The organism is Micromonospora echinofusca, assembly GCF_017614955.1.
GTDB classification, from domain to species: Bacteria; Actinomycetota; Actinomycetes; order Mycobacteriales; family Micromonosporaceae; genus Micromonospora; species Micromonospora echinofusca_A.
The window spans coordinates 1-12,464 of record NZ_WVUH01000221.1; the positions used below are offsets into that span (position 1 = coordinate 1).

Below are 12,464 nucleotides of genomic sequence, written 5' to 3' on the forward strand. Positions count from 1 at the left end.
CCTTCGTCGGCAGCGCCAGATGTGTATAAGCGACAGGTGCCGCCCCCGGCCGCACCGGAGCAGAAGAAGAGCGGCGGCAAGAAGCTGCTCGGCATCCTCGGCGTGATCCTCGCCGTGATCGTCATCGGTGGGCTGAAGTTCGGTGCCAAGTCCCTCTTCGGCGACAAGGACGAGACCGCGCAGGCCAAGGTCGGCGACTGCATCGCCGGGCTGCCCGAGGTCGCCGAGGGCAAGGAGGAGGAGGCCAACGACGCCAAGGTCGTCGACTGCACCTCGACCGAGGCGGCGTTCAACGTGGTCGGTCGGGTGGAGAACCAGACCGAGGCGCAGGCCCAGCTCGGTACCGCCTGCGAGCAGTACATCAAGGAGGGTGAGGAGGGCTACACCTTCTACAGCATCCCGGCCGGCGGTAAGGGCTACCTGCTCTGCCTGACCAAGAAGGCCTGACCGGGAGACCGGATCACCTCGGCCACCGACGGCGGTGGTACGACCCCCGGGTCGTACCACCGCCGTCGGCGTTCCGGAGCCCGCTACCAGCACCGGCCGGGAGGTGAACAGGAGGTATATGCCACTGTCCCGCTGTCTTCCCCGGCGCGGCGGGGGCGTGGCAGGCTACCGGCACGTACGACCACTGTGCGACCAGCCAATGATGACTGACCGCTAGGAGACGGGCCGATGGGCGAGATGGTGAGCTACCGCAGCAACGGTGGGACCAGCGAGGGGTACCTCGCGTTACCCGCCGATGGTGCGGCCGGCCCGGCGGTCGTCGTGATCCAGGAGTGGTGGGGCCTGGTGCCGCACATCACCAGCGTGGCGGACCGGTTCGCGGCGGCCGGGTTCGTGGCCCTCGCGCCCGACCTCTACCACGGCGAGTCGACCACCGAGCCGGACCACGCCGGCAAGCTCATCATGGGCCTGGCCATGGACCAGGCGGCCCGGGACATCGCCGGGGCGGCCGACTACCTCGCCGGGCGACCCGAGGTGACCGGTAAGGTCGGTTGTGTGGGTTTCTGCGCCGGGGGCAGCCTGGCCCTCTGGTCGGCCACCCTCTCCGACCGGATCGTCGCCACCGCCGGCTTCTACCCGGTCCTGCCGTGGAACCGGATGCGTCCCGACTGGGCCGACTACGCCGGCAAGACCGCGCTGATCCACTGCTCGGAGGAGGACGGCACCTCGGCCGCCGAGGGCGTACAGACCGCCCGGGCGGCGATCGAGGCGGCCGGTGGCAACTGCACCGTCTACGACTACCCGGGCACCGCGCACGCGTTCTTCAACGACGACCGGCCCGAGGTGTTCCACCAGCAGGCCGCAGCCAGCGCCTGGGCCCGTACCCTCGAATGCTTCCGGGCCCGGCTTGGCTGAACCGCGTACCCCGTCGGAGGTGGTCGCCCGCGCCGCGCGGGCGACCGACCTCACCGACCTCGACGGCGCGGTCAGCAACTGTTTCGCCTGCCCGCGCCTGGTGGACTGGCGGGAGGAGGTGGCCCGGGTCCGCCGGGCCGCCTTCCGCGACCAGGAGTACTGGGGCCGCCCGGTGCCGGGGTTCGGGCCGCCGGACGCCCGGATCGGCATCCTCGGGCTCGCCCCGGCCGCCCACGGCGGCAACCGGACCGGGCGGATCTTCACCGGGGACCGCTCCGGGGACGTGCTCTTCGCCGCCCTGCACCGCGCCGGGCTGGCCAACCAGCCGACCAGCGTCGCCGCCGACGACGGCCTGGCCCTGCGGCACACCCGGATCTTCGCCGCCGTCCGTTGCGCACCGCCGGACAACAAGCCCACCCCGACCGAGCGGGACACCTGCGCACCCTGGCTGCACCGGGAGGTGACGCTGATCAGACCCATGCTGCGGGTGGTGGTCGCGCTGGGTGCGTTCGCCTGGGCCGCGTGGTGGCCGACGTTGCAGCAGGTGTACGGCGTCCGCCCGCCCAGCCCGCGCCCGGCCTTCGGCCATGGGGCACACTGGTCCGGCACGGCCGTGCCGCAGGTGCTGGGTTGTTACCACGTCAGCCAGCAGAACACCTTTACCGGGCGGCTGACGCCAGCCATGCTGGACGACGTGTTCGTCCGGGCCAGGGAGCTGGCCGGACTGGACTGAGGCGACGCGGGGGCGGTGGCGATGACGGATGGACGCCCACCGGACGGTTTCCGATCCACCCTGGTCACGCTGCTCCGGTTCTGGCCGTTGGCGGCGGTCGCCGGGCTGTTGACCGTCGCCGGGTTCGCGGCCACCCGGTCCGGCCTGCGGTTCAGCCGGGTCGAGCAGCCGTCCGACGAGATTCCCGCCCTGGCCGAGTACCCGACCGACGTCCCGTCGGCGCCGCCGATGGAGCGGGTGGCCCCCGCCGAGCCGACGCAACTGCCCGGCTGGCTCACCACCCTGACGGCGGTGCTCTGCGGGCTGGTCGCGGCGGTGCTCATCGGGCTGCTGGTCTGGAGCCTGCTCAAGGGGCTCTCCGGCAGCATCCGGCGGCGCCGGGCGAAGACGCCGGTGCGCCCCGCTACGGCCGGCCGTTCGGCGGCGCAGACCGCCGCCGAGGTGGTGGCGGCCCTCGACGCCGGGCTGGTGGACCTCTCCGACACCGACACCGATCCGCGTCGGGCGGTGATCGCCTGCTGGGTACGCCTGGAGGAGGCCGCCGCCGCAGCGGGGGTACCGCGCAGCGTCGGGGACACCCCGACCGACCTGGTCACCCGGCTGCTCGGCAGCGCTTCGGCGCGGATCAGCGCGGACGTGCTCGCCACGTTCGCCCACGTCTACCGGCAGGCCCGGTACGCCACGCACACCGTGGACGAGCAGATGCGTGACGAGGCCCGCTCGGCGCTGGCCCGGCTGCGCGCCGAACTGACCGCCGGGGTGCCGTCGTGAGCCGGTCCGGCCGTACCGCCGTGACCGGACCGAGCCGTATCCGGGGGGTGCCGTCGTGAGCCAGTCCAGCGCGAGCATCGACGACCTGCTCCAGCACGAGGAGGAACCGGTCGGCGACGAGCCGGGCCGCCGGGAGCGTCCCGGTCTCGGCGGCTGGCTGCGTACCGCCGCCTCGGCCGGCGCGCTGACCGCCGTCACCATCGTCGGGATGCGGCTGTTCGGGGTGGCGCTGCCGGTCGTGGCGGTACTCTCCGGCTGGCTGGCGCTGCTGCTGCTCCGTCGGGTCACCGGCCCGCTCCGGCCACCCCCGCCCGGCCGGCGCCGCTCCTACTCGGGCGGTGAGGACGACAGCCGGTACCGGTTCAGCGGCGAGGACGCGCTGGGCCGGGCGGTGGCCCGGTGGGAACGCCGGCTCGCCTGGTCCCAGGGGGAGCCGGACCGGTTCGCCCGGGGCGTCCTGCCGCCCCTCGGTGAGTTGGCCGACGACCGGCTGCGCCAGCGGCACGGGCTGGACCGGCGGTCCGACCCGACCCGGGCCCGCGCCCTGCTGGGCGAGGAGGTCTGGGCCCTGCTCGACACGACGACGACCCGGCACACCCCGTCGCCGCGTGACCTCGCGGCGGTCATCGCCAGACTGGAGAAGGTTTGACATCCTCCCCGCCCTAAAGGACGGGGACTCCCGTGGTCGCCCCCGGGTTTTCCTGCTTCATCGCCTGCTGCCCCGTACGGAGGTTCCCCCGTTGAGGTCTTACGCCAGCCCCACAGGCAGTCACCGCCAGCCCGGCGGCCAGAATGTTGCGCGCCGCGTTGACGTCGCGGTCGTGGGTCTGCCCGCATCGGCAGGTCCGCGTCCGGACGGTCAGCGGCATCCGTTGCGCGAGCGCACCACACGCCGAGCACAGCTTGGACGACGGGAACCAGTGGTCCACGGCGACCAGGGTGCGGCCGTACCAGTCGGCCTTGTACTCCAGCATGGTGCGCACCTGTCGCCCGGCCGCGTCCTGCGACACGGTCACCGTGGACGGTGTCGTCCTGTCGGGCAGCGGCCTCGACCACACGATGTCCAGGGGGTCGGTCATCTTCGCCAGGGTCAGCCGGCCGTCACGCCAGCGGAACGCGCTGGTGGTGTACTCCGCCGACCGGCGCGGCTTCTTCCTGCTCTTGAACGTCGGATACCTGGCCCGTTTGGCGAAGAAGTGGGTGAACCCGGCCTGGAGGTGTCGCAGCGTCTGCTGCAACGGCACGGAGGACACCTCGTTGAGGAACGCCAGTTCGGCGCTCTTCTTTCAGCCGGTCAGCATCGCCGAGGTGGCCTCGTAGGTGACCCGCTCCTGGCGCAGCGTCCACGCCTGCGTGCGCGCCTGCAACGCCATGTTGTAGACCAGCCGGACACAGCCGAACGTACGGGCGAGCTCGGCAGCCTGCCCGTCGGTCGGGTAGAAGCGGTACCTGAACGGCCGCTTCACCGCCCTGGCCACGGCTCACAGGCTAGCCAGCTGGCCGGTGAGCCCCGCGGTGCCACGCGGGTGGACGCCGGTCCGCGCTGGCCGTGGATCGGCTTTTTCTGCCCTGCGCCGCAGGGGCTCCGTTTCCTCTCCGGTCTGAAGGCCGGAGTATCCACGGAAGGAATGCGATGAACGAGGCCCGCTTCCTGCCGGTCGCCGAGGTCGGCCGGCTGGCCCGCTCGGTGCTCGATGCGGTCGGCACCGTGGTGGTCGGCAAGCGGGAGGCACTGGAGCTGGTCCTCTCGGGCATCCTGGCCGGTGGCCACGTCCTGCTGGAGGACCTGCCGGGGCTGGGCAAGACGCTGACCGCCCGGTCGTTCGCCCAGGCCCTCGGCCTGGACTTCCGGCGGCTCCAGTTCACCCCGGACCTGCTCCCCGCCGACGTGACCGGTTCGTTCCTCTACGACCAGCGCAACGGCGACTTCGCCTTCCGGGCCGGTCCCGTCTTCACCAACCTGCTGCTCGCCGACGAGATCAACCGGACCCCGCCGAAGACCCAGTCCGCGCTGCTGGAGGCGATGCAGGAGAAGCAGGTCTCGGTGGAGGGGGTCACCTACCGGCTCGACCCGCCGTTCCACGTGCTCGCCACCGCCAACCCGATCGAGTACGAGGGCACGTACCCGCTGCCCGAGGCGCAACTCGACCGCTTCCTGCTCCGGGTCTCGTTCGGTTACCCGCTGCCCGAGGAGGAGTGGGACGTCCTGCGGCGCCGGATCTCCCGGCGCCGGGAGGAGACCGTGCTGGAGCCGGTGGTGGACGCCACCACCCTGCTGGCCATGCAGGCGGCTCTGGAGGAGGTGGTGGTGGAGGACTCCATCGGCCGGTACATCGTCGCGCTCACCTCGGCCACCCGGGAGCACCCGTCGGTGCTGGTCGGCGCCTCGCCCCGGGGGTCGCTGGCGCTGCTGCTGCTGGCCCGGGCCCGGGCCGTGCTGGCCGGCCGGGACTACGTGATCCCCGAGGACGTCAAGGAGGTGGCGGCGCCCGCCCTGGCGCACCGGATCACCCTGCGCCCCGAGATGTGGCTGCGCCGTACCGACCCGTCGTTCGTGGTCAGCGAGGTGCTGGAACGGACCCCGGCCCCGGCCAGCGGCGCCCTGCCCAGCTACGCGGCCACCACCGGCCTGGCATGACCCGGGCACTACGGCCCGCCGTACCGACCGGTGCCGCCGACCCGGTGCCGCAAACCGGCGCACCCGGTCCGGCGCCGGCACCGGAGTGGGTACCGACCCGGGCGCTCGGCCGGGCGGTGCTGCTGACCGGCCTGCTGCTGATCCTCGGGGTGCTGCTGGGCCGGATCGACCTGGTCGTGCTGGCCGTGCCGTTCGGGCTCGGTACCGCGTACGCGCTGCGGCAGCGTCCCTCGGTCGCCCCCGGGGTACAGGTCGACGCCGACGACACGCACCTGGTCGAGGGTGGGCCGGTCGCCGGCACGGTGGGCGTGGACAATCCGGGCGTGGTCGACTTCGACCTGGTGATCGTCCGTACCCTGGTCTCGCCCTGGCTGCGCATCGACCGCGCCGGGCAGGCCACCGGCCCCGCGCCGGCCCCGAACGGTGGGCAGGCCACCGGTGCCGGGTCGACGGCCGGGGCCGACGAGGGCCTGCCCGCCGGCGGGCTGGACCGGCCGTTCGTGCTGACCACCCCGGCCGGCAGCGGATCCGACCTGCTGCTGCGGGGCGAGGCGCTGCGTTGGGGACGGCACCCGATCGGCCCGGCCGGGGTGCGCGCAGTGGCCTGCGACGGCCTGGTCGCCTGCCGTCCGGTGGTGAGCGGCGCCCGGACGGTCCGGGTCTATCCGAGGACCGAACCGTTCGAGGCGGACGAGGCGATGCCCCGGGCCGCCGGTCTGGTCGGCGGGCACCGGTCCCGGCGCCCCGGGGAGGGCGGTGAGCTGGCCGGGGTACGCGTCTTCGGCCCCGGGGACCGGCTGCGCCGGATCGACTGGCGGGTGTCCCTGCGGGCCCGGCAGCTGCACGTGGCCGCGACCCTCTCCGACCGGGACGCCGAGGTGGTGCTCCTGCTCGACGTGCTGGCCGAGGCGGGACGGTCGGGCGGGATCGCGGGTACCGCCTCGGTGCTGGACACCACCGTCCGGGCGGCGGCGGCCATCGGCGAGCACTACCTGCACCGGGGTGACCGGGTGTCCATGCTGGAGTACGGCCCGTCGGCCCGCCGGCTGCGTCCGGCCACCGGGCGCCGGCAGTACCTCACCCTGCTGGAGTGGCTGCTCGACGTGCGGGTGGAGCAGTCCGAGTACCAGCCCTACGACCAGGTGTTCGGTCCGCACCTGCTCTCGTCGAACGCACTGCTGGTGGTCCTCACCCCGCTGGTCGATCCGCGCTCGGCGGAGATGCTGGCCCGGCTGGCCCGTTCGGGGCGGTTCGTGGTGGCCGTGGACACCCTGCCCGCCGGGGTGGGCCCGCCACTGCGGAGCCCGTGGACGCAGGTGGCGTACGGGCTGTGGCGGCTGGAACGGGAGAACACCATCGGCCAGCTCCGTCAGCACGGCGTACCGGTGGTGGCCTGGGCCGGGGCCGGCAGCCTCGACCTGGTGCTCCGGGACGTCGCCCGGATGGCCGCTGCACCGAGGGTGGGCATGCGATGATCTCCGCGATCAACGACCGGATCCGCACGGTCAGCGTGGCCGTGGCCCGGATCACCCTGATTCCGCTGCTGGTCCGGGTGGGTGTCTTCGCCACCGCGCTGACGTCCTTCGTGCTGGCGTACCCGACCCGGATCCTGTTCGACCGGCCCGGCCTGCTGCTGCTGATCGCGGCGATCCTGTCGGCGGTCGCCCCCCGGCGTCGGTGGCCCACCGTGGCGGTGCTGGTCGCGGTGGCCGGCTGGTTGCTCTCCACGAGCTGGTACGGCGAGCCGGTGGCGCTGTGGCGGCTGCTCGGCCTGGCGACCCTGCTCTACCTGACGCACACCCTGGCCGCGTTGGCGGCGCTGCTGCCCCACGACGCGGTGGTCAGCCCGGACGTGCCGACCCGTTGGCTGCTCCGCGCCCTCGGGGTGAGCCTCGCCGGGGCGGTCCTCTCGGTGCTGCTGATGTCGTTCACCGCCTCCGACGCGGACCGGGCCGGGCTGGTCTCGGCGCTGGTCGGGCTGGGGGTCGCGGTGCTGGTCGCGACCCTGCTGGGCTGGTTGTTCCGGCGTCGGTGAACGGTCGCAGCCCCGCCGGTCCTGCGGCCGGGTGCGCTTACGGCCGACATTCGGTGAATGATCTCCGGTGCTTTTCCTGATCTTGCGAGATACGTTCGGTACAGGCCGGTGACAAGCGCGAAATCGTCGTGCCGGCGGTGTGGTCGGAATACCCATTCCGCCCCCATCGCCGGCATTTTTTCCCGCGACGAAAATCACCTTCCCACCTCGGGTTACGCAGCTCACAAGGGGTGCTCCGTCACAGAAGGGGCCATCGGACGCGCATACTCCGGGCCGGGTGGGAAAGATGGATGACGTGAATCCGAAGCGGATCCTTGTGGTGGGTGCCGGGCACGTCGGTCTCTATGCCGCCCTGCGCCTGTCGAAGAAGCTCAGCCCGCGCGAGGCCGAGGTCGTCGTGGTCGATCCCCAGCCACACATGACGTACCAGCCGTTCCTCCCCGAGGCTGCGGCGGGGAACATCTCGCCCCGGCACTCCGTCGTGCCGCTCCGCCGTGAGCTGCGGCGCTGCAAGGTCGTCGCCGGTGCGGTGACCCGGGTCGACCACGCCAACCAGACCGCCACCGTGCAGCCGATCACCGGCCCGGTGCGCGAGATCCGGTACGACCACATCGTGATGGCCCCCGGATCGGTGTCCCGGACCCTGCCGATTCCCGGCCTGCACGAGCACGGCATCGGGTTCAAGACCATCGGTGAGGCCATCTACCTCCGCAACCACGTGCTGGACCGGCTCGACGTCGGTGCCGCCACCACCGACCCGGAGGTCCGGCGCTCCGCGCTGACCTTCGTCTTCGTCGGCGGCGGGTACGCGGGCATCGAGGCGCTGGCCGAGATGGAGGACATGGCCCGGGACGCGCTGAAGTACTACCCCGAGCTGAAGCCGGAGGACATGCGCTGGGTGCTGGTCGAGGCGACCCAGCGGGTGCTGCCCGAGGTCGACCGGGACATGGGTGCGTACACCGTCCAGCAGCTGCTCAAGCGGAAGATGGACATCCGGCTGGACACCCGCCTGGAGTCCTGCGTCGACGGGGTGGTCAAGCTCTCCGACGGGGACAGCTTCCGGGCCGACACCATCGTCTGGACGGCCGGCGTCAAGCCGTCGCCGGTGCTGGACGCCACCGACTTCCCCCGCGACGAGCGGCGCCGGGTCACCTGCAACCCGAGACTCCAGGTCGTCGACGGCGACCGGGTGGTCGAGGGGGCGTGGAGCGCCGGTGACTGCGCCGCCGTACCCGACCTGACCGGCCCGCCCGGGGCGTACTGCTCGCCGAGCGCCCAGCACGCGGTCCGGCAGGCGGCCCGGATGGCCGACAACATCGTGGCGGTGATCCACGGTCGGGAGCCGGTGAACTACCGGCACAAGCACGCCGGCAGCGTGGCCAGCCTCGGCCTGCACAAGGGCGTGGCCCAGGTCTACGGGATCAAGATGACCGGCTGGCCGGCGTGGTTCATGCACCGGACGTACCACATGAGCCGTATCCCGTCGTTCAACCGTAAGGTCCGCGTGGTGGTCGACTGGACACTGGCCTTCTTCCTCAAGCGGGAGGTCGTCGCGCTCGCCCAGCTGCACGACCCCCGGGAGGAATTCGTCGAGGCGACCCCACCCGTCCGCTGACCGGTAAGGAAGGGCCCCTTCTTATCGATTTCTGCATAGGAAGGGGCCCTTTTTAACACCCTGCGACGAAAGCAGTCCGGTCAGCCGACCCGCCACCTCGCCCGACCAGCCGACCCGCCAGGTCCCAGCTTCAGCCGACCCGCCAGGTCCAGGCGTCGGCCACCCGGGTACCCGGCCCGAACAGCCCCTCCAGGGTGCCCCGGAGTTCGCTCTCGTGCGGTGCGCCGTCGGCCAGTACGACGCACGAGGCCCCCCAGAACTGCACGTCGCGTTGCGCCTGCCGACGGTGGTTGTCGTCGATCAGCGGGCTGGTGCCCCGCTTCGCGACCTCGGTCAGCAGCAGCGAGGTGGGCTGCTTGTAGGTGCCCATCGCGGCGGTCCCGCCCCGACCGTACGGGCCGATGAAGAACCCTTCCGGCATGCTGAATCCGGCGTCGGCGGCGGTTGCCCAGCGCATCGGCCACGGTTCCTTGGGGGTGGCCAGCGGCACCGGAACCAGCACCCCACCGGGGCGTACGCAGTCGCGCCAGTGACCGGCGGTGATGAACTCGGGCAGCGCCGGCCGGTCGGCGGTGGGCAGCGGTGCGGGCAGTACCGGCAGCAGGGCGACGACCACCGCACCGGGTACCAGCCAGCGCACCGGGGACCGGGCGGCCCGCAACGCCCGGTCCAGCACGAGGACCAGGATGGTGGCGATCAGCGGGAGCAGCGCCAGCGCGAAGCGCATCGGCAGCGCGCCGTCCACCACCGGCAGCCCTTCCAACAGCCGGTACAGCCCGGGTACCTCGGTGCGGTTCCGGTTGACCACCAGGTCCGGGCCGAGCGACAGGGCCGCCATCAGCAGCCCGGCCACCGTGCAGGCGATCACCAGTGGCCGGCGGATCAGCCAGGCCGCCCCGGCGACCGCCACCAGCAGCAGCGGCCAGCCGAGGAAGGTGTTGTACTCGGCCGGGCCGGTGCTCAGCCGGGCCGTCGAGTCGTCGCCGAGTACCGACAGTGGTGAGACCGCCGACCAGCTCACCAGGTCGGCGGAGAAGTAGTCCGGGCTGAACATCCCGTCCGCCACGCCCTGTGGTCCGGCGAACTGGAACCACAGCGGGTAGGCGAGGGCGGTGACCGCCAGTACCGTGGCGAGCGCCATACCGGCCAGGAAACCGGGCAGCGCCCGACGGGCCAGCGCCGGCCGGGCGGCAGCGTACGCGATGGTCATCACGACCAGGGTGAGCGCGGTGAGGAAGAGGACCTCCTCACCGACGAAGACCTGGACGGTGATCGCGGCGGCCAGGCCGACGGCGGAACTGACCAACCGACGCCGGTCGACGCCGGGGCCGGCCGTGGCCGCCCGCCCGGCCGGGTCGGCGGCCCGGACCAGCCGGACCACCAGCCAGATGATCACGGGTACCAGCCACTGGGCGGTCATGTGCAGGTGGCTGTTGCTCTGCGACAGGATGCCGGGACCGAACCCGCACAGTCCACCGCCGACGGCGGCGGCCAGCCGGCGGGTTCCGAGGACCCGCTGGTAGAGCAGGTACCAGGCGATCGCCGTGCCGGCCAGGTTCACGGCGGCGAGCAGGGCGAAGGTGACCGGTGCCCCGAACGCCAACGTCACCGGCGCGAAGAGCAGGCCCAGCGCGATGACCGTGGTGTTGGTCATCAGGTTGACCCCGTCGGGGGCGTTGAGCCGGTCGCTGAGCAGGCCGAAGTCACCGAGCAGCGCCCGGGCGTCGACCGCCAGGAACCACTCGTAGAGGGCCTGGTCCTCCGGATTGAGCGCGAGCACCCGGCCGCCCGGGTCGGGCCACAGGCCGTGGGTCAACCAGCCCGCGAGGAGGACGAACAACCCTCCGGTGACCAGGTCGGCCCGGTGCCGTCGGCCGGCCGCCGCCCACCGCGCCCGCCGGCTCGTCGCCGCTGTCCGGTCGGTTCGCGTCACGGTCTCACCGGGGCCGGCTTTCTCTGCGGTACGGGTTGCGCTGGTCACGGCCTCGACCCTAGTGCGACAACCGAAACGGGGTGCGCCGGGTGGGCCAGAACCCGCTACCGTGGCAGTCACCGGGATGCTTTCGGCATCACGGGCACCCATCCGCCCGGGTGGTGGAAAGGCAGACACGGCCGCCTTAAAAGCGGCTGCCGAGAGGCATGCGGGTTCGACCCCCGCCCCGGGCACCGAACGTGCTGCTGGTCGGCGCCCCGGGCGATCTCCACACAACCGGTCGCGGCACATTACTCTTGAAGCGCACGTCATGTGCGTTGACCCCCTGAGGGAGGCCCGACAGTGAAGACTTCCAACCCGGTACTGGCCCGGCTCGGCCAGGCGGCCGAGCGCGAGCGGGCTGCCGGGTACGCTCCGACCGGCCCGTACGGCCAGCCCGGTTACCCGCAGCAGCCCGGTTACGCCCCGCAGGGCTACGGACAGCCCTACCCGGCCGCACCCGGCTACCCGGCGGCGCCGCCGACCGTGGCGCCGATGTCCATCGACGACGTGGTCGTCAAGACCGTCACCCTGCTGGGCATCCTGGGCCTGTCCGCTGCGGCGGCCTGGGTGCTCGTACCCGACGCGCTGGTCGGCGTCGCCTGGATCGGCGCGGCGATCGTCGGTCTGGCGCTCGGTCTGGTCATCTCGTTCTCCCGGATGGCCAACCCGGCGCTCGTCGTGGCGTACTCGGTCGTCGAGGGCGTCTTCGTCGGCATGGTCAGCAAGGCCTTCGAGTCGCTCTACAACGGCATCGTGCTCCAGGCGGTGGTCGCCACCTTCGGCGTCTTCTTCCTGATGGCGATGCTCTACAAGGTGCGTGCCATCCGGGCCACCCCGAAGTTCGTCCGGGGGGTGACCGCCGCGATCGTCGGTCTCTTCGCGGTGATGCTGATCAACCTGGTGCTCGCGCTCTTCGGCTTCGACACCGGGCTGCGCAGTGGTGGTCCGCTGGCCATCGGGTTCAGCCTGGTCTGCATCGTGGTCGCCTCGCTCAGCTTCGTGCTGAGCTTCCACGAGGTCGAGGAGGGCGTGCGGATGGGTCTGCCGCAGCGCTACTCCTGGACCGCCGCGTTCGGCATCCTGGTCAGCCTGGTCTGGCTCTACATCGAGATCCTGCGTCTGCTCAGCTACTTCCAGGGCGACGACTGATCATCCGACCGACGTGGCGCCCGTCCCGGTTCCCGGGGTGGGCGCCGCGTCGTTTCCGGCACCGGTCGGTACCCGTCGCCCCCACCCCCATTCCTCGCCGATCTTGCACTTTGGGCCCTCGTTTCACGGCTTTTACTACTTATGCACGGGCCACAACTCCAAGATCGACGGGGAAGGGGTGGGGAG

At 72.1% G+C, this 12,464-nt stretch carries 13 protein-coding genes and 1 tRNA gene; 11 read left to right on the top strand and 3 right to left on the bottom strand.

From position 1 onward, the window contains the following. The first annotated feature begins 36 nt into the window (after positions 1–36). From GSF22_RS22295 to GSF22_RS22315, 5 genes are all read left to right on the top strand, one after another. On the top strand, positions 37–447 hold the full coding sequence (locus GSF22_RS22295; protein WP_307804213.1) for an LppU/SCO3897 family protein: 411 nt from the start codon (positions 37–39) through the stop codon (positions 445–447). A gap of 228 nt (positions 448–675) precedes the next feature. Beyond that, the gene (locus tag GSF22_RS22300; RefSeq protein WP_208815686.1) at positions 676–1,362 is read left to right on the top strand and encodes a dienelactone hydrolase family protein; all 687 of its coding nucleotides are present in this window, start codon (positions 676–678) and stop codon (positions 1,360–1,362) included. Between the two features lie 19 nt (positions 1,363–1,381). Continuing rightward, entirely contained in the window at positions 1,382–2,095 is a 714-nt protein-coding gene (locus GSF22_RS22305; protein ID WP_208815696.1) for a uracil-DNA glycosylase, read from the top strand. A gap of 21 nt (positions 2,096–2,116) precedes the next feature. Next, positions 2,117–2,866: a DUF4129 domain-containing protein gene (locus GSF22_RS22310; protein WP_208815687.1), complete on the top strand. Its 750-nt coding sequence runs from the start codon at positions 2,117–2,119 to the stop codon at positions 2,864–2,866. A 55-nt stretch (positions 2,867–2,921) separates the two neighbouring features. Next, complete coding sequence (locus GSF22_RS22315) at positions 2,922–3,515, top strand: hypothetical protein (protein WP_208815688.1); 594 nt, start codon at positions 2,922–2,924, stop codon at positions 3,513–3,515. Positions 3,516–3,528: 13 nt separating this feature from the next. Here GSF22_RS22315 and GSF22_RS22320 read toward each other — a convergent pair whose 3' ends face one another. Further along, complete coding sequence (locus tag GSF22_RS22320) at positions 3,529–4,110, bottom strand: RNA-guided endonuclease InsQ/TnpB family protein (protein ID WP_208815689.1); 582 nt, start codon at positions 4,108–4,110, stop codon at positions 3,529–3,531. A gap of 42 nt (positions 4,111–4,152) precedes the next feature. Continuing rightward, positions 4,153–4,344 carry a helix-turn-helix domain-containing protein gene (locus GSF22_RS34950; RefSeq protein WP_208815690.1) on the bottom strand — a complete coding sequence of 64 codons (192 nt, stop codon included), beginning with the start codon at positions 4,342–4,344 and terminating at the stop codon, positions 4,153–4,155. Between the two features lie 155 nt (positions 4,345–4,499). On the opposite strand from GSF22_RS34950, the gene GSF22_RS22330 reads away from it, so the two are divergent. The 4 genes from GSF22_RS22330 (at position 4,500) to GSF22_RS22345 (ending at position 9,154) form a co-directional block, all read left to right on the top strand. Next, positions 4,500–5,504: an AAA family ATPase gene (locus tag GSF22_RS22330; RefSeq protein ID WP_208815691.1), complete on the top strand. Its 1,005-nt coding sequence runs from the start codon at positions 4,500–4,502 to the stop codon at positions 5,502–5,504. Beyond that, the gene (locus GSF22_RS22335; RefSeq protein ID WP_208815692.1) at positions 5,501–6,979 is read left to right on the top strand and encodes a DUF58 domain-containing protein; all 1,479 of its coding nucleotides are present in this window, start codon (positions 5,501–5,503) and stop codon (positions 6,977–6,979) included. The genes GSF22_RS22330 and GSF22_RS22335 overlap by 4 nt, the downstream gene beginning before the upstream one ends. Beyond that, positions 6,979–7,539, top strand: a complete 561-nt coding sequence (locus tag GSF22_RS22340) for a hypothetical protein (RefSeq protein WP_439957798.1) — start codon at positions 6,979–6,981, stop codon at positions 7,537–7,539. The genes GSF22_RS22335 and GSF22_RS22340 overlap by 1 nt, the downstream gene beginning before the upstream one ends. Before the next feature lie 295 nt (positions 7,540–7,834). After that, complete coding sequence (locus GSF22_RS22345) at positions 7,835–9,154, top strand: NAD(P)/FAD-dependent oxidoreductase (protein WP_208815697.1); 1,320 nt, start codon at positions 7,835–7,837, stop codon at positions 9,152–9,154. 130 nt (positions 9,155–9,284) lie between these two features. On the opposite strand, the gene GSF22_RS22350 is transcribed toward GSF22_RS22345, so the two are convergent. Further along, positions 9,285–11,087, bottom strand: a complete 1,803-nt coding sequence (locus tag GSF22_RS22350; RefSeq protein WP_307804214.1) for a hypothetical protein — start codon at positions 11,085–11,087, stop codon at positions 9,285–9,287. A gap of 152 nt (positions 11,088–11,239) precedes the next feature. Between GSF22_RS22350 and GSF22_RS22355 the strand changes: the two genes are divergently transcribed. Beyond that, positions 11,240–11,320, top strand: a tRNA-Leu gene (locus GSF22_RS22355). A 109-nt stretch (positions 11,321–11,429) separates the two neighbouring features. Then, positions 11,430–12,278, top strand: coding sequence for a Bax inhibitor-1/YccA family protein (locus tag GSF22_RS22360; RefSeq protein ID WP_208815695.1), 849 nt, complete (start codon positions 11,430–11,432; stop codon positions 12,276–12,278). Positions 12,279–12,464: the final 186 nt, after the last annotated feature.

Coding starts and splice junctions, on each gene's coding strand:
- GSF22_RS22300 (WP_208815686.1), top strand. CDS start 676: ATGGGCGAGATGGTGAGCTACCGCAGCAACGGTGGGACCAGCGAGGGG.
- GSF22_RS22310 (WP_208815687.1), top strand. CDS start 2,117: ATGACGGATGGACGCCCACCGGACGGTTTCCGATCCACCCTGGTCACG.
- GSF22_RS22330 (WP_208815691.1), top strand. CDS start 4,500: ATGAACGAGGCCCGCTTCCTGCCGGTCGCCGAGGTCGGCCGGCTGGCC.
- GSF22_RS22335 (WP_208815692.1), top strand. CDS start 5,501: ATGACCCGGGCACTACGGCCCGCCGTACCGACCGGTGCCGCCGACCCG.